Origin of the sequence: Leeuwenhoekiella parthenopeia, from assembly GCF_020782115.1 — a bacterium.
Lineage (GTDB): Bacteria > Bacteroidota > Bacteroidia > Flavobacteriales > Flavobacteriaceae > Leeuwenhoekiella > Leeuwenhoekiella parthenopeia.
This window is the reverse complement of sequence record NZ_JAJGMW010000011.1, coordinates 31,849-53,851: the sequence shown is the minus strand read 5'-3', so window position 1 is coordinate 53,851 and position 22,003 is coordinate 31,849. Positions and strand designations below refer to the sequence as shown.

General features: G+C 42.8%; 23 protein-coding genes. 15 read left to right on the top strand and 8 right to left on the bottom strand.

Annotation, left to right across the window (positions count from 1 at the left end):
* Positions 1-76: 76 nt before the first annotated feature.
* From hisB to hisIE, 6 genes are all read left to right on the top strand, one after another.
* Complete coding sequence (gene hisB, locus LLW17_RS09815; protein WP_228230082.1) at positions 77-1,264, top strand: bifunctional histidinol-phosphatase/imidazoleglycerol-phosphate dehydratase HisB; 1,188 nt, start codon at positions 77-79, stop codon at positions 1,262-1,264.
* A 38-nt stretch (positions 1,265-1,302) separates the two neighbouring features.
* On the top strand, positions 1,303-1,938 hold the full coding sequence (gene hisH / locus LLW17_RS09810; protein ID WP_228230081.1) for an imidazole glycerol phosphate synthase subunit HisH: 636 nt from the start codon (positions 1,303-1,305) through the stop codon (positions 1,936-1,938).
* Between the two features lie 28 nt (positions 1,939-1,966).
* On the top strand, positions 1,967-2,332 hold the full coding sequence (locus LLW17_RS09805; protein WP_228230080.1) for a four helix bundle protein: 366 nt from the start codon (positions 1,967-1,969) through the stop codon (positions 2,330-2,332).
* 32 nt (positions 2,333-2,364) lie between these two features.
* The gene (hisA, locus tag LLW17_RS09800) at positions 2,365-3,117 is read left to right on the top strand and encodes a 1-(5-phosphoribosyl)-5-[(5-phosphoribosylamino)methylideneamino]imidazole-4-carboxamide isomerase (RefSeq protein ID WP_228230079.1); all 753 of its coding nucleotides are present in this window, start codon (positions 2,365-2,367) and stop codon (positions 3,115-3,117) included.
* Positions 3,118-3,484: 367 nt separating this feature from the next.
* Positions 3,485-4,240 carry an imidazole glycerol phosphate synthase subunit HisF gene (gene hisF / locus LLW17_RS09795; RefSeq protein WP_228230078.1) on the top strand — a complete coding sequence of 252 codons (756 nt, stop codon included), beginning with the start codon at positions 3,485-3,487 and terminating at the stop codon, positions 4,238-4,240.
* Between the two features lie 30 nt (positions 4,241-4,270).
* Positions 4,271-4,864, top strand: a complete 594-nt coding sequence (gene hisIE / locus LLW17_RS09790; RefSeq protein WP_228230077.1) for a bifunctional phosphoribosyl-AMP cyclohydrolase/phosphoribosyl-ATP diphosphatase HisIE — start codon at positions 4,271-4,273, stop codon at positions 4,862-4,864.
* 3 nt (positions 4,865-4,867) lie between these two features.
* Here the strand turns inward: hisIE and LLW17_RS09785 are convergent, their stop codons facing one another.
* Positions 4,868-6,271 carry a hypothetical protein gene (locus tag LLW17_RS09785; protein WP_228230076.1) on the bottom strand — a complete coding sequence of 468 codons (1,404 nt, stop codon included), beginning with the start codon at positions 6,269-6,271 and terminating at the stop codon, positions 4,868-4,870.
* Between the two features lie 93 nt (positions 6,272-6,364).
* Complete coding sequence (locus tag LLW17_RS09780) at positions 6,365-6,871, bottom strand: peroxiredoxin-like family protein (RefSeq protein ID WP_228230075.1); 507 nt, start codon at positions 6,869-6,871, stop codon at positions 6,365-6,367.
* Between the two features lie 240 nt (positions 6,872-7,111).
* On the opposite strand from LLW17_RS09780, the gene LLW17_RS09775 reads away from it, so the two are divergent.
* Entirely contained in the window at positions 7,112-7,756 is a 645-nt protein-coding gene (locus LLW17_RS09775) for a C1q-like domain-containing protein (RefSeq protein WP_228230074.1), read from the top strand.
* Positions 7,757-7,793: 37 nt separating this feature from the next.
* Here the strand turns inward: LLW17_RS09775 and recQ are convergent, their stop codons facing one another.
* On the bottom strand, positions 7,794-9,914 hold the full coding sequence (gene recQ / locus LLW17_RS09770) for a DNA helicase RecQ (RefSeq protein ID WP_228230073.1): 2,121 nt from the start codon (positions 9,912-9,914) through the stop codon (positions 7,794-7,796).
* A 245-nt stretch (positions 9,915-10,159) separates the two neighbouring features.
* Between recQ and LLW17_RS09765 the strand changes: the two genes are divergently transcribed.
* The 3 genes from LLW17_RS09765 (at position 10,160) to LLW17_RS09755 (ending at position 13,668) form a co-directional block, all read left to right on the top strand.
* A complete protein-coding gene (locus LLW17_RS09765; protein WP_228230072.1) occupies positions 10,160-11,047 on the top strand; it encodes a carbon-nitrogen hydrolase in 888 nt (295 codons plus the stop codon).
* 3 nt (positions 11,048-11,050) lie between these two features.
* A complete protein-coding gene (locus LLW17_RS09760) occupies positions 11,051-12,088 on the top strand; it encodes an agmatine deiminase family protein (RefSeq protein ID WP_228230071.1) in 1,038 nt (345 codons plus the stop codon).
* Between the two features lie 233 nt (positions 12,089-12,321).
* A complete protein-coding gene (locus tag LLW17_RS09755) occupies positions 12,322-13,668 on the top strand; it encodes a DEAD/DEAH box helicase (protein ID WP_228230070.1) in 1,347 nt (448 codons plus the stop codon).
* Positions 13,669-13,684: 16 nt separating this feature from the next.
* On the opposite strand, the gene LLW17_RS09750 is transcribed toward LLW17_RS09755, so the two are convergent.
* From LLW17_RS09750 to LLW17_RS09740, 3 genes are read right to left on the bottom strand one after another with little or no spacing between them, the layout of a single operon-like run.
* Positions 13,685-14,056: a DUF2237 family protein gene (locus tag LLW17_RS09750; RefSeq protein ID WP_228230069.1), complete on the bottom strand. Its 372-nt coding sequence runs from the start codon at positions 14,054-14,056 to the stop codon at positions 13,685-13,687.
* Between the two features lie 8 nt (positions 14,057-14,064).
* Positions 14,065-14,412 carry a DoxX family protein gene (locus LLW17_RS09745; RefSeq protein WP_228230068.1) on the bottom strand — a complete coding sequence of 116 codons (348 nt, stop codon included), beginning with the start codon at positions 14,410-14,412 and terminating at the stop codon, positions 14,065-14,067.
* Positions 14,409-14,756 (bottom strand): DoxX family protein, encoded by a 348-nt coding sequence (locus tag LLW17_RS09740; protein ID WP_228230067.1) that lies wholly within the window; start codon positions 14,754-14,756, stop codon positions 14,409-14,411. The genes LLW17_RS09745 and LLW17_RS09740 overlap by 4 nt, the downstream gene beginning before the upstream one ends.
* Before the next feature lie 210 nt (positions 14,757-14,966).
* Here LLW17_RS09740 and LLW17_RS09735 point away from each other — a divergent pair, with 210 nt between their 5' ends.
* Positions 14,967-16,229 (top strand): NAD(P)/FAD-dependent oxidoreductase, encoded by a 1,263-nt coding sequence (locus LLW17_RS09735; RefSeq protein WP_228230066.1) that lies wholly within the window; start codon positions 14,967-14,969, stop codon positions 16,227-16,229.
* A 98-nt stretch (positions 16,230-16,327) separates the two neighbouring features.
* Positions 16,328-16,507, top strand: a complete 180-nt coding sequence (locus LLW17_RS09730; RefSeq protein ID WP_228230065.1) for a hypothetical protein — start codon at positions 16,328-16,330, stop codon at positions 16,505-16,507.
* Positions 16,508-16,532: 25 nt separating this feature from the next.
* Here the strand turns inward: LLW17_RS09730 and LLW17_RS09725 are convergent, their stop codons facing one another.
* Positions 16,533-17,111, bottom strand: a complete 579-nt coding sequence (locus LLW17_RS09725; RefSeq protein ID WP_228230064.1) for a pseudouridine synthase — start codon at positions 17,109-17,111, stop codon at positions 16,533-16,535.
* Between the two features lie 127 nt (positions 17,112-17,238).
* Here LLW17_RS09725 and LLW17_RS09720 point away from each other — a divergent pair, with 127 nt between their 5' ends.
* The 3 genes from LLW17_RS09720 to LLW17_RS09710 all read left to right on the top strand — a co-directional run bounded on the left by LLW17_RS09720 (position 17,239) and on the right by LLW17_RS09710 (position 20,823).
* Positions 17,239-17,808: a PepSY-associated TM helix domain-containing protein gene (locus LLW17_RS09720; protein WP_228230063.1), complete on the top strand. Its 570-nt coding sequence runs from the start codon at positions 17,239-17,241 to the stop codon at positions 17,806-17,808.
* 17 nt (positions 17,809-17,825) lie between these two features.
* A complete protein-coding gene (locus LLW17_RS09715; RefSeq protein ID WP_228230062.1) occupies positions 17,826-18,869 on the top strand; it encodes an MBL fold metallo-hydrolase in 1,044 nt (347 codons plus the stop codon).
* A 64-nt stretch (positions 18,870-18,933) separates the two neighbouring features.
* Positions 18,934-20,823 (top strand): OmpA family protein, encoded by a 1,890-nt coding sequence (locus LLW17_RS09710; RefSeq protein WP_228230061.1) that lies wholly within the window; start codon positions 18,934-18,936, stop codon positions 20,821-20,823.
* A gap of 34 nt (positions 20,824-20,857) precedes the next feature.
* Here LLW17_RS09710 and LLW17_RS09705 read toward each other — a convergent pair whose 3' ends face one another.
* A complete protein-coding gene (locus tag LLW17_RS09705) occupies positions 20,858-21,901 on the bottom strand; it encodes a chemotaxis protein CheB (RefSeq protein ID WP_228230060.1) in 1,044 nt (347 codons plus the stop codon).
* Positions 21,902-22,003: the final 102 nt, after the last annotated feature.

The window sequence follows — 22,003 nt, the reverse complement described above, 5'->3', positions numbered from 1 at the left end:
GGGGTTAGGGGGACTTTACGGTGGGGACACCAGAGGAAAACAAAAAATTAATCGCCGCTTTAAACGAATTAGACTAATGAATAGTTCAAATACAAAAAATCCTAATGCAGTTCCCCCTTCGGGGGCCAGGGGGCAGAAAGTACTTTTTATAGACCGGGACGGTACTATTATTAAAGAGCCACCGGGTTATCAGGTAGACGCTTTTGAGAAAGTCACTTTTTACCCAAAAGTATTTACGTATCTGAGTAAAATCGCGAAAGAACTCGATTACAAACTCGTGATGATTACTAATCAGGACGGTTTGGGTACCGACTCGTTCCCTGAAGATACGTTCTGGCCGGTGCATAATTTCATTATAAAATCCTTTGAAAATGAGGGGGTTGTTTTTGATCGTGTATTCATCGACAAGACCTTACCCGAAGAAAACGCCAATACGCGCAAGCCGGGAACCGGTATGTTGACCGAGTTTTTTTCGGAAGATTATGATCTCGAAAACAGTTTTGTTCTCGGTGATCGTATTACCGATATCGAACTTGCTAAAAATCTGGGCGCTAAGGGCATTTTCATAAGCGATCATACCGATTTGGGGGCAGACGAAATCACGACAAAACGGGAAGATCTTGACGCCTATATCGCGCTTGAGACTATAGACTGGCAACAGATTTACGAGTTTCTAAAACTCAACGCCCGTTCGGCTTCCATCTCTAGAAAAACCAACGAAACCGATATTGAAATCGAACTCAATCTCGACGGAACCGGCAAAAGCGACATCAAAACGGGTCTGGCGTTTTTTGACCATATGCTTGATCAGTTGGCCCGCCATGGTTCGATGGATCTAAAAATACACGTAGATGGTGATCTTGAGGTAGACGAGCACCACACCATTGAAGATACCGCTATCGCATTGGGCGAGGTGTTTGCGAAAGCTCTGGGTAACAAACTGGGTATTGAACGTTATGGCTTTTGCCTGCCGATGGATGATTGCCTGGCGCAGGTTGCTATTGACTTTGGAGGCCGCAACTGGCTGGTTTGGGAAGCCGATTTTAAACGCGAAAAAATAGGGGAGATGCCTACTGAAATGTTTTACCATTTCTTCAAATCCTTTACAGACGGGGCCCGCGCAAACTTGAATGTAAAAGCCGAAGGCACTAACGAACACCACAAGATCGAAGCCATTTTTAAAGCGTTTGCGAAAGCCATAAAAGTGGCTGTTAAAAGAGATCCGGATAAAATGGTGTTGCCCAGTACGAAAGGGATGCTCTGATCCCCCTAACCCCCGAAGGGGGAATTAAATCAATAGAAATGAACAACAATACTATAAAGGAACAAAAACACTCCCCCTTTGGGGGAGCCGGAGGGGGACTCGTAATCATAAACTACGGTGCCGGAAACATACAAAGTATCAAGTTTGCCTTCAAGCGTTTGGGGATTGATGCGGTCCTGTCTGACGATGCTGAAGAAATTAAAGCCGCAGATAAGGTGATTTTTCCCGGAGTGGGCGAGGCCAGTAGTGCGATGGCCAAGCTACGAGCTACCGGCTTAGACCAGGTAATTCCTACTCTAAAACAACCCGTATTGGGCATTTGCCTGGGGATGCAATTGATGTGCAAACACTCAACAGAAGGAGATACCACCGGACTCGGGATTTTTGATACCGATGTGATCAAGTTTTCAAATGCCGTAAAAGTTCCGCAAATCGGCTGGAATGAAATTTCAAACCTGGAAGGACCTCTATTCAAAGGAATACCCGAGAACTCCCATATGTATCTGGTGCACAGTTTTTATGCTCCCCAATGCACTGAAATGATCGCCACCACCCATTATGAAGTTGATTATGCTTCGGCTTTGCAAAAAGACAATTTTTACGGTGTGCAGTTTCATCCGGAGAAAAGTGGTAAAGTTGGACAGGAAATTTTGAAAAATTTTGTGAGCTTGTAAAATAGAAAAACTAAATTAAAAAGTAGAAATGGAAGATTTAAAGTCAAGAACGAAACGATTTACGATAGATTGCTGGAATCTTTGTTCAACACTTCCTAAATCTAGAGAGTATAACAATCTCGTTTCTCAATTACTGAAAAGTTCGAGTTCTGTTGGTGCAAATTGGAGCGCATCACAAAGACCTAAGTCAGATGCTGACTTTATAAATAAATTGAAAATTGTTGAAGAGGAAGCAGATGAATCTTGTTTTTGGCTTGAAATACTTATTGCAATTTCTGAGAGTGGTAATTTGGAAGCTGAAAGGCTATTAAAAGAAAGTTCAGAGATATTGGCAATAACTGTTGCATCTATCAACACAATGAAAAAAAGAATAAATAAAAATAAGGAAGATTGATTTTTCGACTTTCTAATTTCTAATTTTTAAAAATGCGAATAATCCCCGCCATAGACATCATAGACGGTAAGTGTGTACGCCTTTCAAAAGGTGATTACGATACCAAAAAAATATACAACGAGCACCCGCTGGAGGTTGCAAAGGAATTTGAAGCCCACGGGATTCAATATCTGCATCTGGTTGATCTGGATGGTGCTAAGAGCAAGCATATTGTAAACCACAAGGTCTTGGAGCAAATCGCTTCGCAAACCAGCCTTAAAATTGATTTTGGGGGCGGACTCAAAACCGACGAGGATTTGCGTATCGCTTTTGAAAGTGGTGCCAGTCAAATCACCGGTGGAAGTATTGCCGTCAAGGATCCGGAAACCTTTAAGAGCTGGTTGTCTAAATTTGGTCCCGACAAGATTATTTTGGGAGCAGATGCGAAAGATGAAAAAGTAGCCGTTAGTGGATGGCTGGAAGAATCTAAAGAAGAATTGATTCCGTTTATCAAGAGCTATCAGCAGGAAGGCGTGTCGTATGTAATTTGTACAGACATCAGTAAAGACGGGATGTTAGAAGGTCCTTCTTTTGATTTGTACCGAAAAATTCTGGAAGAATGTCACCCTGAGCTTGTCGAAGGGGCAGTCGAGAACATTAAACTAATAGCTTCCGGCGGAATCTCCCATTTTGACGAATTACCAAAGCTGGCTGAACTGGGCTGCGAAGGAACCATTATTGGGAAAGCGATTTACGAAGGACGCATTTCCATGAAACAACTGGAAGGTTTTATACTTGGTCATTGAAAAATCGAATTAGCATATTAGGAGTTTACTTATTGACATTTTATTTGGTAATTATAACATTTACCGTTAGCAATTGGTCAGAACTATCTGCTTACGAAGGCTGGGGGGTTGTAGGGATGATTGGTCTTATTGTATTGGGTATTCCACTTTTAATAATTGAATCGCTGTTATTCTTAATAGATAATAAGCTGATTAAAAATGGGGTTGCATTAATAGTATGTTTAATTTTCTCCTATTTGATTTTTATTGAAATGGGGCTATTAAAATTTTAATTAGAAAAATAGTTTTCAGTTTGCTATAGAATTGAAATAACAATAGAAATTATAATAAGTTTTCCGTCTTCACGGAAAAGACAAAAAATAAAAATATGCTTACCAAACGAATCATTCCCTGTCTCGATATTAAAAACGGAAGAACCGTAAAAGGGGTCAACTTCGTAGATCTGCGCGATGCCGGTGATCCGGTCGAGCTGGCGGCTAAATATGCCGAAACGGGTGCAGACGAACTCGTTTTTCTGGATATTTCGGCAACGGAAGAGCACCGAAAAACCCTGGCTGATCTGGTTTTGCGAGTAGCCGAAAAAATAAACATTCCTTTTACCGTGGGTGGCGGAATTTCATCTGTTGAAGATGTAGATATTCTATTGCAAAACGGGGCAGATAAAGTTTCTATCAATTCGTCGGCGGTTAAAAATCCCCAACTGATTAATGATCTTGCGGCTAAATTCGGTTCGCAATGCGTTGTGGTTGCTATTGATGCCAAACAAATTGAAGGTAAATGGACTGTACACCTTGTGGGTGGTAAAGTACCTACCGAACTCGATCTGTTTGAATGGGCCATGGAAGTGGAACAACGGGGTGCAGGGGAAATCCTCTTTACCTCGATGGATCATGACGGCACTAAAAACGGCTTTGCTGATGAAGCGCTGGCAAAATTGAGCGGTATGTTGAATATTCCCATTATCGCTTCGGGCGGGGCAGGGACGATGCAGCACTTCACAGATACCTTTAAAAACGGAAAATCAGACGCAGCTCTGGCTGCCAGTGTATTTCATTTTCACGAAACAGACATCCCCGAGCTAAAACACGAATTGAAAAAACAAAATATCCCGGTCCGGATTTAATACTTTCGCAACCGCGTAAAAAAAGATACCATGACAATCAACTATAATGAACAGGGCCTGGTGCCGGCAATTATACAGGACGCTAAAACCAAAAATGTTTTGATGCTGGGCTATATGAATGAAGAAGCCTATCTCAAAACCAACGAGACCAAAAAAGTAACTTTTTACAGCCGTAGTAAGCAACGTTTGTGGACCAAAGGCGAAGAAAGCGGTAACTTTTTACACCTGGTTTCCATTAAAAATGATTGTGATAACGACACCTTATTGATCAGCGTAAATCCGCAGGGACCAACCTGCCATAAAGGAACCGACAATTGCTGGGGCGAGGATAACGAGCAGTCGTTTGGTTTCCTAACCGAATTGGAACACACCATTTCGGAACGTAAAGCCAATCAGGATAACGAAAAAAGCTATGTTGCCGATCTGTTTCGCAAAGGCATAAATAAAATCGCCCAGAAAGTGGGGGAGGAAGCGGTTGAAGTGGTTATCGAAGCTAAAGACGACAACGACGATTTATTTCTCAACGAGAGCGCAGACCTCTTATTTCACTATCTGATTTTGCTTAAAGCCAAAGGCTACGGATTACAGGATATTGAGCAGGTTTTGATAAATCGAAAGAAATAAGACTTAATTATAATTGCTAAAGCGCAATTCCAGAATATCATTGTCTTTATCCAGATAAATATAGCTGTATCCTTCTTTAAGGAATGCAGCTGATAGTTCGCTGAAGCTTCGTTTTTTTTTCAGGGATTCGGTGTAGGATTCCTGATCAATCTGTGCATAAGTAGTTTCAACTCCGGTTGCGCTTTTCAGTACGCCTGATGCATCCAAAACAAACGAGATTTCCTCATCAGAATCATAGAAAGGAGCATCCCCGGGAGCAGCCGGGCCAAATCCTGTAGGTACAGATTGCATCATTTGATTCATATTTTGCTGCATCATTTGCTGCTGCCACATCATTTGATTTTGAAACATCCAATGGTGAAACCACCAGTTGTATTGATATGCCTTTTTATCTACATAACTTAAAGTAACCAAAACTGCGCCTTCCTTTATAGCATTAGTGGTTATTGTAGTCGTATTTCGGGATCGTGATGCTTTTGAGATAAATTCATTTAAATCTGAGGAAATTTCGGCTTTAGCTAATTGCGCTCGATCATACGTTACAGATTGCTCATCTGCATTTTGAATGGGTAAAACATCTAATTTAAAAGACTCTTTACTTAACGAAATAGCCAAAAGTTGTTCTGGGTTAAGAAAGGAATTGTAATCTTTTAATTTTTGAATACCATCCTGATTAAAAACCCTGACTTCAGAGACAGGGCCGGTCTCTTCGAGGTTCACACTAACAACCGCCGTTGATGAAGCCTTTGGATCATCTTTGGTAAAAGAGATTACCTTGTCGTATAAATAAGCTTTAGCGCTTGAAATCGAGCCTTTATCTACAAAATCCATAGTCTCTATGGCCTGTAGATTATCCTTGAACAATTCTTCCAGTAAATCGGCTGTTCTTCCGGTTACGGGGCGATCCTGAGTAGTAATGTTTTTGGAATTTTCAATACTTGCGATATGAAGCGTGTTGTCTTCATAGTTGATCATATGCGTAACACCATCGCTGCGAAGTTTCAGTTTATAATCCTCAAATTTATCCTTAAGCTCCAGTTTAGCGCTTGATGAGCCGTCTAAAGCGAAATCAAGCACTTCCTGACCATCTTTTGTAGTTACCAAAAGCGTCACGAGATCATTAGAAAAGTGTAACGATTCGATTCTCGGTTCTTCACTAATCGAGAGTGCGGCTAATTTCTGTAGGTTCTGAGCCTTATCTAACAGAAAGGGCAGGACCTCATACATTTTAGTATCCTTATTTTTTAAAACTGCAATGTGAATAGATTGCTCCTGTTTCCAATCTGCGGAAAAAGTCTGAACCAATTTTTGATTATCCTGAAGTTTAATACTTAAGGGATCGATTCCGGCAACTAGAAAATTAGAAAAAAGAAGAAATACTAAGGCAAAAGAATAATGGCGAATCATTTAAAAGTTTTGCTGGCAATATAATAATTTAAATTATTTCGACTCCCAAAACAATAAAGATGCGGCAGAATGGTTATTTAATCACGTGGAAACCTAATTTCCTCCCCGCGCCGGATACTCCTCTTTTTTGATAAAATCAATTCCCTTTAAGAGTCCGTCGAGATCAGGCCGGGCAAAAGGCATGGTTTGTATTATAGAGCTGTAAAGTGTTCCGTCGGGGTTTATTAAAAAGAGTCCGGGTTCTGAAAAAACTTTGGGTTCCCCTTCTTTTATAGCGTGTGAAATATACAGTCCCCATTCGCGTGCTTTGTCTTCGGTCAACTCATAAGCGATGGGTAAATTCCCGGTTTCCCATTTTTCAGCCGAAAGCTTTGCGCGTTTTTCTGAATCCATACTAACTGCGATTACATTCACGCCGCGTTCTTCAAAATCGCTGAGTTTTGAAGTGAATTCTTTGAGTTGTTTCTTGCAGATAGGGCAGTGCAAACCTCTGTAAAATAATACCAACGTAAAACGTTCCGGTTTTTGTTTACTCAACTCCCAGCGGGTGCCATTTATAAGGTTTAAGTCTAACTGGGGTACTTCCTGATTTGGTTTCATAATTTTTGTTTTCAAGTTAAGCTTAAGGCTAGCAACAGGGACACAATAAACTGGTAAAAAAGGTTAAGGTGTTCCCAACTAGATTTTACTTGTATATAAGTCTTAAGGCTTCTCAGGCTGAATAATTTTACAAGTAAAGTTTGATTAATCGGCTAACTATCAGTGTATTTTGTCGCTTTTTTGTTTATTTCAGCGGATGAATATTTATTTTCAAAGTGCCATTCAAAACGAAATCTTCTTATGCGTTGGGTATTTTATCTCTTAGTTCCGGCTATATCCTTTGCCGGTTTTTCACAGGTAGGATTTGGGACTACAAATCCACATCCGGATGTCTTGGTTGACATTAATGGAGCATTACGTGTACGGCAATATATAGAGGGCAGCGGCACTGCAGCACGGGATTCTATTGCTGTTTTTGATGGTAGAGGTGTCGTTATGAGCGTTCCTTCACGTATTTTATTAGCCAATAGGGATAAGTCTTTAGTAAAAGCTAAGCTAACCTCAAATTTTAGTATTGCCTTATTATCTAATGTGATTGTAAAATTCAATTCGGAAGATTTTGATCTAAAGGATGAGTTTGATCCTACCACGGGATATTTTACAGCGGAATATGCGGGAATTTACAGAGTTAGTGCGCAAATAAAAACGAGCTCTTTAAGTGCCGGTGATCTGGGACTTTCCATTTATAAAACCAATGCTGCAGGAACCGTTGAGACCAAAGTTGCTGAAGAGAATTTTATAAATGTATCTATTCCTCTAGGACTGTCAACAATCAATGTATCCCCACCCACACGTTCGGTTTCTACATTAGTTCAATTAGAAGCCGGGGAAAAAATCAGTTTTAAAGTATATTCTGCTGTAGGCTTAAGCCTCTCAGCAATATAAATGGTTATGATTCCTTCTGTACCATTGAGCAGGTGCGCTAGCTGTTGTTTTCCAGTTCAATTACGGTTAAGGCCAGACGTATTTTGTGATAGGGTACTTTTTCTTCCAGAAAATCGAAGTAAGCCTTTAAGGTATCGGGACTGTTTAATTCTTTCGCGGCAATTTTAACCTGAGATACTTCGTCCTCACTCACATAATCATACAGATTTATTTTTTCACCATCAAGAGCAAGCTTTGCCAAATGCGAATACACGGTAGTATCTTTTAAATCACGCTTTCGCGAAATTTCCTCAATGCTGAGTCCGTCTTGAAGCATTTGATAGGTGACCTGATGCGTAGCTGTTTTACTGCCCTTTTTCTTGATTTTAGCAGCCTGAAACTCGAGTATTGCATCGATAAAGGCATCTCCGTAAACCTCAAGTTTGCGCTGGCCTACACCGCTTATTTCCAGGAGTTCCATCTCACTCATAGGGCGTACCCGTTCCATTTCTTTAAGGGTGGCATCGCTGAAAACCAGATAGGCCGGAATATCTTCTTCCTTAGCAATCTCGGCTCGCAATTGTCTGAGTTTTTCAAACAGATCGTTGCCCTTCTTAATTTTAGGTTCTTTGGCAACGGCTGGTTCAGGCTGAATCGCTTCGGTAGGATGCGTAAGCAAAACTTTTTTTCCATTGAATAAAACCTCCTTGCTTGACGGAGTTAAATGCAGGGCATTATTCAGATGAAAAGCAATTTCGCAATAACCCTGATTAATCAATTGCAGGACATAATGCTGCCAGTCTTTCCAGGAAGTGTCTTTGCCAATCCCAAAGGTTTTGACCTCTTCCAAACCTTTATCAATGATCATCGCGTTTTTTGCACCGCGCAGAATATCGATAATAACGCCTATGGGTTCGCTGTTTTTCACCCGGGCAATGGTAGATAATGCTTTTTGGGCAAGAATGGTTCCGTCAAAAAACTGGGGCGGATTTTTACACACATCACAGTTACCGCAGTCTTTTTCTAAAAACTCTCCAAAATAACTCAGCAGTATTTTACGCCGGCAGGTCAGGGCTTCGGTGTACTGCTTCATACGATCCAATTTGGCATTCTGCACCTCCTCATTGGCAGCACCCTGAGTAAAACGCCTCAATTGAATCACATCTGCATAGGTATGAAAAAGCAAAGCGTGCGCATCGAGACCGTCACGCCCGGCCCGACCGATTTCCTGGTAATAGCCTTCCAGATTTTTCGGCATATTGTAATGAATCACCCAACGCACGTTTGACTTATCGATCCCCATCCCAAAAGCGACCGTGGCGCAAACCACCTGGGTTTTATCGTAAATAAAATCTTCCTGTACGCGGGTGCGCTCTTCAAAACTCAGCCCCGCGTGATACGATTCGGCTTTAATACCTTTGTTTTGCAGGGATTGGGCAACAGTCTCGGTGGTTTTGCGGCTCAGACAATAAATGATTCCGCTGGAATCGGGACGTTTGGCCAGAAATTTTTTAATCTGATCGAGCCGCTTGTCTGCCGCACGCACTTCGAGAGTGATATTTTTTCGGTCAAAAGAGCTAATGAACTGCCTGGCGTGCGTGATGTTAAGCTGCTCTGCGATATCCTGTCTGGTGGCTTTATCAGCGGTTGCGGTAAGCGCAATAACCGGAACAGCGGGCAGGGATTTCTTTAAAAAACCCAGTTGCTGATACGAAGGCCTGAAATCGTGTCCCCAGGAAGAGATACAATGCGCCTCATCTATCGCGATACAACTGATGTAGTTTTCGGTAAGCAGGGGCGATAATCCCGAAAGACTCTCAGGCGCAACATAAAGTAGCTTTAATTCGCCATTTGCAGCTTTGGCCAGTATTTCCTGTTGATCTTGAGCCTGCTGACTGCTGTTGTAAAAATCGGCCTTGATCCCGTTTGCATTGAGTCCGTCAACCTGATCTTTCATTAAAGCAATCAAAGGCGAGATGACCAAGGTAAGTCCTTTAAAATGCATAGCGGGTAACTGATAGCAAATAGACTTTCCGCCACCTGTAGGCATAATAACTATGGCATCATTTCCCGAAAGTACCGTTTCTATAATTTCCTGCTGATTGCTTCTAAAACTGTCGTACCCGAAATAGGTTTTCAGGGAAGTGAGCAGTTCGGTATGATCTACAGATTGGGCCATGTTAGAAACTTTTTTGCAAAAAACGGCATTTTTAGGCAGATAGCTCAGGACCATCTTATTTTTAACCTAATTGGACGCTGCACGTGTTTTTAACATTATAAATTTTACAAAAACGGGTTTTGCTTTTTAAACATTATGCATTTTTACAATCTCAAAATGAATATTAAATAATTCTTGGTAATTCAATGAACAAAGCCCTTATTTTACTGGGTTTTGCTTAGAATTTATCTGTAAAATTGTCTCGTATGAAAGCAAGAAAATACACCATCGCAGTCCTGCAACTCAATTTAAACAACACCCCCGAAAACAATCTGGAGAAGTGTAAAAAGTGGGTGCGTGATGCCGCCGCTCAGGGAGCAGAGGTTATCTCGCTGCCCGAACTGTACAGCAGTCATTACTTTTGCCAGGATGAAGATGTAGACAATTTTAAATACGCAGAACCCCTTTATGATATTTCGTTTACCGCTTTTAGCGCCCTGGCGAAAGAGTTAGGCGTGGTGATTATTGTTCCGTTTTTTGAAAAACGTATGAGCGGTATCTATCACAACAGCGCTTACATCATCGATACAGACGGAAGCGAAGCCGGTTTATACCGAAAAATGCACATTCCGGACGATCCGCACTTCTATGAGAAATTTTACTTTACGCCGGGGGATTTAGGTTTCAAAACCATAAAAACCAAAAAAGCGAACCTGGGTACACTTATCTGCTGGGATCAGTGGTATCCCGAAGCTGCCCGTTTAACCGCTTTGCAGGGAGCCGAAGTTTTATTCTATCCCACGGCAATAGGCTGGCATCCCCAGGAGAAAGCGCAATACGGGGTTAACCAGCACGGTGCATGGATGAATGTGATGAAAGGTCACGCTGTCGCCAATGGCGTGTATGTTGCAGCTGCAAACCGTATCGGACTTGAAAAATACGTGCCCGATACCGACGGAATTGAATTTTGGGGCCAGTCTTTTATCTGCGGGCCTCAAGGTGAAATTCTCGCACAGGCCTCTGTGGATCAGGAAGAAATTTTAATGGCAGAAATCGACCTGGATTTGCAGGAAAACGTTCGCCAAAACTGGCCATTTTTCAGAGATCGACGCATCGATTTCTATGGCGAAATAACTAAACGCGCACTCGATTAATCCATGAGAAAAGAACGACGTCTACCTGCAGAATGGGAACAGCAACAAGGCATTTTACTATGCTTTCCGGGAAATGGCAACGACTGGCCGGGGAAGTACCAGACCATTCAGTTTGCGTTTGCCGAGTTTATCAAGAAAATTGCAGCGACCGAGACCGTTTTTGTTCTGGTAGGTAGCGAAAGCATTCGGGATAAGGCCATCAGCCTGCTCGAAGCGGCTCACGTAAACCTTAGTAAAGTCACATTTATCATTCAAAAGACCAATCGCAGCTGGATGCGCGATGCAGGCCCAATCATTGTAAAAACGGATGAAGGTCGTGAGGCACTTAATTTCAACTTTAACGGCTGGGCTAAATATGGAAACTTCAGGCTAGACAAACAGGTGCCAAAACGTATGGGTGATTTTCTCGGGATTCCCGTAAATCAGATAATGCACAACGGTGAATCTGTAATCCTGGAAGGCGGCGCTATTGACGTAAACGGTAAAGGCACACTACTCACTACTGAAGAATGTCTGCTCGATCCCGAGGTTCAGGTACGTAATCCCAATTTCACTAGGGAGGATTACGAACTCATTTTTAAAAAATATCTGGGTGTTATTAACACCATTTGGCTGGGTGATGGTATTGCCGGTGATGACACGCACGGTCACGTTGATGATTTATGCCGCTTTGTAAATGAAAATACCATTGTAACGGTTGTGGAAGAGGATCAAAAAGATGCCAATTACAAACCTTTACAGGATAATTTAAAACGCCTGCAACAAGCAAAGCTTGAAGATGGCAGCAGTCCGGTGATTGTGACATTGCCTATGCCAAAGGCCATCAACTACGAAGATCTGCGCGTACCCGCCAGCTATGCCAATTTTCTTATTCTGAATAAAACGGTGCTGGTTCCAACTTTTAATGATGCTAAAGACCGAATCGCATTAAATACGCTAGCCGAACTTTTCCCCGACCGCGAAGTAATAGGAATCGGGGCCATAGATCTGATTTGGGGTCTGGGAACCCTGCATTGCCTCAGTATGCAGATACCGGAGTAGTTGTGTTAGATTTTAGGTTTGAATGTGAAAAGTAAGAGGTAAGAGGTAAGAGGTAAAAGGTAAGTGGTGAGAAGTAAGAGGTGGATTTGCTAATGGCCGGAAAGACCTGATTTTCTTTACGTAATTAATCGAACACTGAAGCGCAAACTGAAAACTGCTTACTCAGACTGCCAACTGCGAACCGAACACTGCCAACTGAATTAAAAACGTACCTTTGCCGCAAATACGCGCACATGGCATCTTTTGAAGATTTTAAAATAAATAAACAATTGCGTTATGCGATTGAAGACCTGGGTTTTACTGAAGCTACCCCCATACAGGAACAGGCTTTTTCGGTTATACGTTCGGGTAGGGATGTGGTAGGTATTGCACAGACCGGTACCGGTAAAACCTTTGCTTACACCTTGCCGTTATTAGAAGGTCTTAAATTTTCAAAACAGGTTAATCCGCGTATTTTGATTTTGGTTCCTACCCGTGAACTCGTTTTGCAGGTGGTAGATCAGATCAATGAATATGGTAAATACAGCTCCATTCGTGTTTTGGGTGTTTTTGGCGGCACCAACATCAACACGCAGCGCCAGGAAGTTGCGCAGGGCTGCGACATTATTGTAGGTACTCCCGGCCGTCTTTACGATTTGGCCGTAAGCCGCACGCTTCAGCTTAAATCGATCAAGCATTTGGTTATTGACGAAGTAGATGTGATGCTCGATCTGGGCTTCCGGTTTCAACTGGTAAATATTTTTGATTTGCTTCCGCAGCGCCGTCAGAATATAATGTTTTCAGCAACCATGACAGACGAGGTTGATGAACTCATGGACACCTTTTTTACGGCTCCAGAGCGCATTCAGGTGGCTTTAAGCGGTACACCTTTAGAATCTATCGATCAAAAGTATTACCAGCTGCCTAATTTCTACACCAAGGTAAATCTGGTTATTCATCTGCTTGAGGACAAAGACACCTATCAAAAAAACCTGATTTTTGTATCCAACAAAAAGCACGCAGATCGCGTGTATGCTGAGCTTGCTGAAGTTTTTGGCGATTCGGTTGGGGTAATTCATGCCAATAAAACCCAGAATTACCGAATTAATGCCATCGAGCAGTTTGATAAAGGCACCTATCGCATTTTGGTTACTACCGATGTGATGGCGCGCGGACTCGATTTAGATCAAATCACCCACGTCTTCAATCTGGATGTACCACGTTTCCCGGAAAACTACATGCACCGTATAGGCCGTACCGGTAGGGCTGACCACAAGGGGAACAGTATCCTGATGGGTACCGAAGCCGAACTTGAAAAGAAACAGGAGATTGAAGAGTTGATGAATAAGAGCATTCCGCAGCAGGAATTGCCCGAAGGACTTGAAGTTTCTAAAAAACTACTTCCCGAAGAACAGCCCGATTACGTTGAGATCAATAACCCGATTAAACGCGATGAAGATCGAGGGGCCAGTTTCCACGAGAAAAAAGAGAAGAATAAAAAGGTTAATCTGGGAGGTAGTTACAGAAGGGAAATTGCTAAAAAGTACAAGAAGCCCAAAACCCGTGGGGATAAGGGCTATAACCGCCGTAATAAAAAATAGGACAACATTTTTCGCATCATTCCGGTAAGGCATACTGTTCGAGCAACTCAAGACGGGTATAGTTTAGCGTTTCCTGATGACAGGCCTCGAGCTTAAGTTTTGGAGCAACGCCTGCTTTTTCCGCTTCAAGCCATCTGCTCACACACAAACACCAGAAATCACCGGGTTTTAGTCCGGGGAAATTCCATTGCGGGCGGGGCGTGATCAGATCGTTTCCGCGATTAGCAGAAAAATTCAGGAATTCTTCGGTTACCTGAGCGCACACCACGTGAGTACCCGTATCTGCATCAATTGTTTTGCAAAATCCGTCTCTAAAATACCCGGTTAAAGGTTCGTAGCAGCACGCAATAAGCGGTTTTCCGTAGACATTAAGCGGATTTTTTTCCATATCAAGTATTAATTTTTAAAGAAATAGATAGCCAAAAAAAGATTCACCAGCATAAAAACAAACGCCGGGGACGATGCCAGTATGCTGTCTTTAATTCGCAAGCGTGTTAGAAACCCAAGCAACATCAGTACAGCAAGACCAGCGGCGCTCAGGGCAAGCAGATTGGTGTTAAAGAACGTGCCTGCAAGTAGGCCTGTTCCGCCCAGTAATTGTAAGTACCCGGTAGTCCTGCGCCATTCACTCAGGCCAAAGCGCGTGAATTCTTCCTTCATTTTTTGGGTAAGCAAACAACTAATGCCGTAAATGACAAAAGCAATACCGGTAAATAGAGCCAGGGCCTTTAGTAAGAGTATCAATTGAAAAATCCGTAGTGATATGCGGCTATAAATAAGCTAAGTACCAGTAAAGCCAGGGAAGGAAGGTGCTTAACAAATGGATTTTTCACCTTAAAATGTGCAAATTGCGCACAAATCATCAAAAATGCCATTAATAACGCAGGGATTGCTGCCAAACCGGGATACCAGATACTCGTAATAAGCAAGGTAGAAAGGGCGATCTTAGAAGCTCCCACAAAATTACGGGTGAGGTCTGCCAAGCCATATTCATTAAACTCCTTAACGATATTGTCCCAGCGAAAAACCCAAACAATAACAATTGAAACAGTAATAATAACTTTAGAGAGGGTAACGATTAGTTCCATAGTTTTTCTTTTCAAGTTAAGGTAATGCGGGGATTGAATGCTGCCTTGCGCCACTAATATTTAGTTAAAAAACTTTCATAAATTTTGAATGTTCACTTCAAATGGTTGTGCTAGTGGCTTAGATATTAATGTTTTCTAAAAGAAGTTATTTCCGGTTAATCCTTTTTTTCTTTTACATATATTGAACCGCGATAAGCGTTTATAATTACTATGGAATCAACTAACGACAAACCAATTTTTATTGTAGGAGCAGGGGTAAGCGGTCTGGTAGCGGCCCGCGTACTGGAGAATCACGGGTACAGCCCTATTGTTATCGAAGCCGGTGATCGCGCAGGCGGTCGCGTAAAAACCGATATTGTAGAGGGTTACCAGCTCGATCAGGGCTTTCAGGTTATGCTTGATGCCTATCCTAAAGCTCAGGAATACCTCAATTACGATAAGCTCGATCTTCAAAAACTGATTCCAGGAGCGATACTTTTTAATAACGGAAAGCGTAAAGTGCTGGGTGATCCTACCCGCGAACTTTCGATGGCATTACCCACTATGCTAAGCAGTGTGGGATCATTTTCAGATAAACTGAAGGTTTTAAAGCTCAATTTTAAACTCCGAAAAAAATCGCTTGAAGCTGTTTTTGCTTCCGAAGAAAAAACCACCTTACAGTATTTAAAAGATTACGGGTTTTCTGAAGGGATGATCAATGGCTTTTTTAAACCCTTCTTTACAGGAATTTATCTGGAAGACAGGCTTCAGACTTCAAGCCGTATGTTTGAATTCGTTTTCAAAATGTTTGGCGAAGGCGCTGCGGTCATTCCCCGTGGCGGAATTGAGGCTATTTCCAGACAACTGCAGGATCGCCTAATCCAGACCGAGTTTCGGTTTAATACACGCGTAAAACAAGTCACTCAGGACGCGGTGACCCTCGAAGACGGTAGTGTACACCAAAGCCTGGGTACGATTATCGCAACAGAAGCCGGTGATTTGGTCGCCAATCTAAATCAACAACAACTTCCATGGAAATCAGTTGACAATCTGTATTTTGAAGTGAAGGGTGCGCCGGTTTACAACAAGCCTATCATCGGACTTTTTAATGCGAAAGACACTTTGGTCAATAACATTCATTACGCTACAAATATCGCCACGCACAGCGAAGGGCGCTATGGTTTGCTTTCGGTTTCGGTGGTAAAAGAACACGAATACAGCGAAGAAAAACTCGTAGAACGGGTACAGGAAGAACTGGCAAAACACGCTAAGATTAAAAATACCCGCTTTTTAAAAAGGTATCGAATTAAAAAAGCATTGCCTCAACTGGATAATCTGCGTTATGAGATGGCACCTTCTGAAACCCAGCTCATCAACGGAATTTTCCTGGCCGGGGATCAGCAATTAAACGGTTCGCTTAACGCCGCAATGATGGCCGGCGAGCGCGCAGCTCTGGGACTTATTCAGACGATTGAGGGTGGGGTTGTTAGATGAATTTTTTGATGATATTCTTTTAATTTTCCAAATCCATATTTTATTTAAACCTTTGATTCTTAAAAAATGTTAAATTTAAAAACCTAAAAATTAAACATATGAATAAATCAAAAATTGTATTAACCCTCGTAAATAGTGTACTTTTTGCAGGGATAATTTTGTATTTTACTGATATTATAAAATCAGAATTAACTATTAAAGCCTTTATGATTCCGGCATTTTTGATTTTAGCAAGTCAATTTCCAATAAGTGCGTTGTTTAATAAAAGTAAGGCGTAAATTTTTAATTGTTTAGCAATAAACACTAAACCTCCCCATCCCATTCTACAACCGCTCCGGGTTGCAGGTTATCCAATTTCAAATTTCCAACCCGTACCCGAACCAGTCGAAGGGTAGGGCAATTGATGGCGGATGTCATCTTACGCACCTGTCGGAATTTCCCCTCTTCAATCGTAATACTCAGCCAGGTTACCGGCCCATGCCGCGCATCCCGTATTTTTTTAGTCCGTTCCGGTAAATCCGGAGAAGTTTCCAATCGTTGTATTCGCGCGGGTTTGGTTTCGTATTTGGCTCCATTAAGCCCAATTTTGATACCCTCCCTCAGTTGATCGAGTTCGTTTTCGGTGGGATCTCCATCTACCAGCGCATAATATTCCTTTTCGATACCGCTCCGGTTGATGAGATCGCTCAGCTTTCCATCGGTAGTCAGTAGCAGCAGACCTTCAGACTTTTCGTCCAGACGGCCTATGGGCATAATACCTTCGGGCCAGTCGTAGAGTTCGTCCAGAAATTTTTTCTTCCGCCTTTGGCGCAAATCATTACTGCCCAGCTGGCTGATGTAGCCGTAGGGTTTGTAAAGCAGAAAATGCCGGTGTGTAGTCAAACTGTGTCTTTTTCGCCTGGCGAAAATACTAAAATCAAACCGCCTTCAGACAAAAGCTTTAACAGCAGCACAAGCAGCCATTTGCCGGAATACTTTATTTTTGGGCGTTTAAACGCTTTTACCAGTAATGTCCACGCAAACCAAACGAAAAAAACAAGCCAAAATCCTAAGACAATTTCGCAGCATACACCGGGCAATGGGTGCTGTGTTGTTTGTGTTTTTCTTTGTGATTTCAATTTCAGGGGCATTGCTGGGGCTAAAAAAGAACAGTGGCGATTTGCTGTTGCCCAAAACCCGGGAGGGCACCACCAGCGATTTGTCTGAGTGGCTGCCGTTACCTACGCTTCAGGACAAGGCCATCGCCGTTTTGCGCGACTCGGTCTCTGCAGATCTTTCGCCCAGGCTAGACCGCATCGATGTACGCCAGGAAAAGGGAAGTGTCAAGTTTATTTTTGCCGACCATTACTACGGCATTCAGCTCGATGGTGCTACCGGTAAAGTGCTTCATTTAGGGAAACGCCGCTCTGATGTGGTCGAAAACATACACGACGGTTCTATTATCGATACCTATCTGGGAACCGAAGGTTATTTTAAGCTGATTTACACGGTTATTATGGGAGTGGCCCTGCTATTGTTTACGATAACCGGTTTTTGGCTGTGGTACGGGCCGAAACGTATGCGAAAAAACCGCGACTAACGCAAAAATGAAAATCTATGTTCAAGCAATTTGGCGGTAAAATCACTCCCCAACTTAAAAAACGCTATGCACAATCGCCCAACTGGAAGGATGGGAAGTTTGAAAATAGTATGGAAACCGGAATGGATTTTAGTTTTAAAGACCTTCCGGGGATGCTTTATAAACTTTTTTTTCAAAAAGGAAATACCCTACCCAATGAGGATTTAGCCATCCTTCCGCTTGATGTTGAAGCTTTTTTAGAACCGTCAAAGTCTATCAAATACGTTTGGTACGGTCACGGCGTATTTTTAATGCGCGTCAATGGCAGGACTTTGCTCATTGACCCGATGTTTGGCCCTGATGCAGCACCCATTTCGCCTTTTGGCTCCAAACGTTTCTCTAAAAATACGCTCGATCTAATCGATACCCTGCCACCCATTGATCTGATGCTGCTAACCCACGATCATTACGACCATCTGGACCTTACCAGTATTCAAAAATTAATTCCGAAAATCAAGAATTGTTATGTGGCTCTGGGAGCCGGCAGACATCTGGAAGCCTGGGGTGTTGATGCCGGTGATATTACAGAATTTGACTGGTGGGACAGCACCAACTTTGAAGGTATTGAAATCACGTTTACGCCAAGCCGGCATTTTTCGGGACGGGGTTTGGGTGACCGGGCCAAATCGCTTTGGGGCGGCTGGGTTTTTAAAACAAAAACCGAATCTTTATACCTCACCGGCGATGGCGGGTACGGTCCTCATTTTAAAGAAATAGGGGAGCGGCTGGGGCCTTTTGACTTTGGCTTTATTGAATGTGGACAGTATGGTGAAAAATGGCGGCAGATTCATATGTTTCCTGACGAAAGCATCACAGCAGCCCAGGATGCTCAGATTAAAACTGGAATGCCGTACCACTGGGCTGGTTTTAAACTTGCGCTTCACGACTGGACAGAACCCGCTGAAGAATTTGTGAAGTATGCAACCCAAATGGGCTTTGACTATACACTGCCCGGGCTGGGCGAACTCAACAGCCTGCAGGACTCCCTAAATAAACAGAAATGGTGGATTGCCCTTTCTTGATTTCCTGCTTTTTATAATCCCAAAAGTTTCTATATTGCCGGTTTACCCCAAATCTGCTGATGCTATGCGCCCATTCTTTTCCTGCCTGCTTCTGTTTCTTTGCCTAACCACGGCTGGTCTTGCTCAGGACGATACCTACGGTATTGTAATGCCCAATAATGCAAGTACGCGAGCCAACTGCCAGCGCTGTCTGCAGCTATTTCGGCAAAAACCGAAAGAAGTCCAGTTTTCGGTTGAAAAAGATGAAAACAATATTTTGTGGTTTGTCATAACCGATAAACGCTGGTTTGAGCAGATGTTTCAGCAATCTGGAGACGGCATCGCCCTCGATATTGTGAATAAGAAGCGCTACGACTGCAAGGCTACGCCAACAGAAGCCAAACAAATACGGGGACTTTTACAAAAACCGGTTTATGCTGATGTACTGCGACGGGGTTTAAAACCTTACGAAAATAGCTTTCGGGTACGTCTAGGGCAGCTTCCTGATGAACTTCAGGGTCAAACGCTTGAGTACAATGTTTTGTTTTTAAATAACCGGCACTTGTGTATGTACTACACCGTGTACAACCTGGAAGCCTACAACTGGAAACTCCTCGATATGGGGGTTTATCTGGACACCATCACTTTCGAAAAAGCGGAAAAAGCAGGGCAGGAGCTGGTTTCCAAATCCTACAAAACCCTCAATTTCAGGATTCCTTTTGAGAAAAATAAGTCTGAATATCTGGCGGAAGACATCAGACCCGTTTACGATTCGTTACGGCTTACCGATTTCGATATCAAAGCTATAGAAATTCAGGCTTACAGCAGCGTTGAGGGCAATCTGGAACGCAATATTGAATTGCAGGAACAGCGCGCAGCCAGTATTGTAAGGGCTTTACAGAGTTTTCAGGAGCCTCAGATAGAAACCAGGGTAAATTCGGCTGAAAACTGGGTCGAATTTCTAAAGGATATTCAGGGCACTCCCTATGCATCCTACAGGGATTTGAGCAAAGCCGAAGTAAAAAATAGACTGGCCGGCCCCGATGGTACAAAGCTTGAACCCATTTTAAAAAACCACCGCAAAGCGCTGATCAGGCTTTCGCTCGAAAAGAAGAGCAGCTATAAAATCATGACTACCCAAAGCCTCATTCGTGAATTCAACGCTGCGCTGCAAAACGAAGAGGTCATCAAAGCTCAGGAAATTCAAAACCTGCTGCTGGGGCGGGTGCGCGACAAATTAGCGGATCCTAATTCGCTTAAAGAACTTCAAATACCTCGGCAGGAGAACTATGCCGATTTTTTAAACAACAATGCCGCTGTACGCTATCTGGTGGATCAGGCTTATTTGATAATTGCCTATAACGAACTCGAGAAACTGCAAGATCTTGATCCCGATAACTACAAAATCAAATACAATCTGGCCGCTCTCAAATTTGTGATATGGAAGTTTGATTTACAACCGGTAGATCCTGCGGCGTTTTTAACGCAAATCAGGACTTTGAGATCCTACGACATTGAAGAAAGTCTCATTGGCCGAATGCTTACTAATTATTACATCATTCAAAGCGAAAAGTATGCAAGGGCTCGCGATTATGCCCGAAAAGACGGCGCTGTACGACAGGTCTTATCGCTTTTAAAAAGTGTAGCCCTGCGCGATGAAGATTATTTGAGTATGGCGCAATACCTTACCTATTATTCAGATATGGAGCAGGCTACTGCCTTGATCGAAGACCGGGTAAACCGAATTGATGTAGACGAAGATTTACTGTTTTACTACCTCAATCTTACCATTATAGACGATGAACTTACTCAGACACCGGAGTATCGAAGTATTATGTTAAACGCCTTCAACCGGAATAAAACCCGTTATTGCCGGCTGTTTAATGCTTCAAATGACGGAGGTGTGACTTTTCAGCTGCTGGAAGATGATTATTTACGGGATTCCTATTGCGAGAACTGTGAGAATGGGGAATAACCGGAATCTGTGATAAAATACTTCGTTCTCGTAATTAGCAGCTTTCAGACTGCAAACTGGAAGCCACATCAGGATTAAATTCAGGCGGCTCGATGTCCATAGCCTCTTTGAGTGTGCTGATATTTTTCTGGGTTTCCTTAATTTTTTGGCGGGTTGATTCTATCAAAAACCGGGATTCGTTGCGTTCAAAACGTTTCAGGGAGCGCTTAAGCAGATTGAGTTTTTCTTCAAACATGCGCAATGCGATCCACAGGCTTTCTTCAACCTTTTTCTTTTTAGCTTCAATAAGCGCATCCTCGGTAAACCCGTGGCCGGTATGACACCGATAGCGATCCTGATTTTCATCATTTTTCATAAGCCAAAGCGGCCCTCCACAATCGGGACAGCCGTAGGGTACTTTTTCGCCCAGATCGTTTTCAAGATCAACCCGGCTTCCCATAGTTTTAGAAAGTAAAGCTTCGGTCTTGATATACTGCGGTATTTCGCCTGCAGGCGGAATTTCAGTATTTACGAGACGGGTGATTTCTGAAGCCATATCTTCCATTCCACAGCAAAAATCGGGTTGCAGCGAACTCAGGGCAAAACCGGGCATTTCGGGATAACTGGCCTCTGCAGGATCCTGAATACCTATAAGACCCTTGCATGCCTTGATGGCGTGTAAACCGCTGGTTCCGTCGCTCAGCATTCCACTCAAAACCACACCAATTAGCCTGTTTGAATAAGTGGCCGCCGCAGAGCGAAATAACGGATCGATAGCCGGGCGCGCCATATTTTCGCGTGGCCCGCGGGTAAGCAACATAACTCCCTCGTCTATAAGTAAATGATGGTCTGGCACCGCGAGGTACACAACCCCGGGTTCTATGGGCGCAGCATGCCGGGCATACTTAAACTCGAGTGTGGAGTTTTGTTTTAAACCGGAAGCATAATCTATATGCAAATGAGACTGCATATGTTGCACCACAAAAAACGCGGCGTTTATTTCTTTATCAAAACCCTTCAAAAGCTTGCGCAATGCGTCAAAACCGCCTGCGGATGCACCAATTACTACGATTCGGGTCTGCTCATTGAAGGTTTTCAAAATAGAAAGGCTTTTAAAGATTTTTAAAATTATAAAACACAAGTATTTAGCCTTCACAAGAAATCCCTAAAATAAACAGACATGCTGCAGCTAAAAAGGAAA

Bases quoted from the DNA above. Each gene is read 5' to 3' on its own strand.
- LLW17_RS09805 (WP_228230080.1), top strand. From the start codon at position 1,967: ATGGAAGATTTAAAGTCAAGAACGAAACGATTTACGATAGATTGCTGG.
- LLW17_RS09740 (WP_228230067.1), bottom strand. From the start codon at position 14,756: ATGGAACTAATCGTTACCCTCTCTAAAGTTATTATTACTGTTTCAATT.
- LLW17_RS09750 (WP_228230069.1), bottom strand. From the start codon at position 14,056: ATGGAAAAAAATCCGCTTAATGTCTACGGAAAACCGCTTATTGCGTGC.
- LLW17_RS09755 (WP_228230070.1), top strand. From the start codon at position 12,322: ATGGCATCTTTTGAAGATTTTAAAATAAATAAACAATTGCGTTATGCG.
- hisB (WP_228230082.1), top strand. From the start codon at position 77: ATGAATAGTTCAAATACAAAAAATCCTAATGCAGTTCCCCCTTCGGGG.
- LLW17_RS09760 (WP_228230071.1), top strand. From the start codon at position 11,051: ATGAGAAAAGAACGACGTCTACCTGCAGAATGGGAACAGCAACAAGGC.
- hisA (WP_228230079.1), top strand. From the start codon at position 2,365: ATGCGAATAATCCCCGCCATAGACATCATAGACGGTAAGTGTGTACGC.
- LLW17_RS09780 (WP_228230075.1), bottom strand. From the start codon at position 6,871: ATGAAACCAAATCAGGAAGTACCCCAGTTAGACTTAAACCTTATAAAT.
- LLW17_RS09730 (WP_228230065.1), top strand. From the start codon at position 16,328: ATGAATAAATCAAAAATTGTATTAACCCTCGTAAATAGTGTACTTTTT.
- LLW17_RS09775 (WP_228230074.1), top strand. From the start codon at position 7,112: ATGCGTTGGGTATTTTATCTCTTAGTTCCGGCTATATCCTTTGCCGGT.
- LLW17_RS09765 (WP_228230072.1), top strand. From the start codon at position 10,160: ATGAAAGCAAGAAAATACACCATCGCAGTCCTGCAACTCAATTTAAAC.
- LLW17_RS09710 (WP_228230061.1), top strand. From the start codon at position 18,934: ATGCGCCCATTCTTTTCCTGCCTGCTTCTGTTTCTTTGCCTAACCACG.
- recQ (WP_228230073.1), bottom strand. From the start codon at position 9,914: ATGGCCCAATCTGTAGATCATACCGAACTGCTCACTTCCCTGAAAACC.
- LLW17_RS09785 (WP_228230076.1), bottom strand. From the start codon at position 6,271: ATGATTCGCCATTATTCTTTTGCCTTAGTATTTCTTCTTTTTTCTAAT.
- hisIE (WP_228230077.1), top strand. From the start codon at position 4,271: ATGACAATCAACTATAATGAACAGGGCCTGGTGCCGGCAATTATACAG.
- hisF (WP_228230078.1), top strand. From the start codon at position 3,485: ATGCTTACCAAACGAATCATTCCCTGTCTCGATATTAAAAACGGAAGA.
- hisH (WP_228230081.1), top strand. From the start codon at position 1,303: ATGAACAACAATACTATAAAGGAACAAAAACACTCCCCCTTTGGGGGA.
- LLW17_RS09720 (WP_228230063.1), top strand. From the start codon at position 17,239: ATGTCCACGCAAACCAAACGAAAAAAACAAGCCAAAATCCTAAGACAA.
- LLW17_RS09715 (WP_228230062.1), top strand. From the start codon at position 17,826: ATGTTCAAGCAATTTGGCGGTAAAATCACTCCCCAACTTAAAAAACGC.
- LLW17_RS09735 (WP_228230066.1), top strand. From the start codon at position 14,967: ATGGAATCAACTAACGACAAACCAATTTTTATTGTAGGAGCAGGGGTA.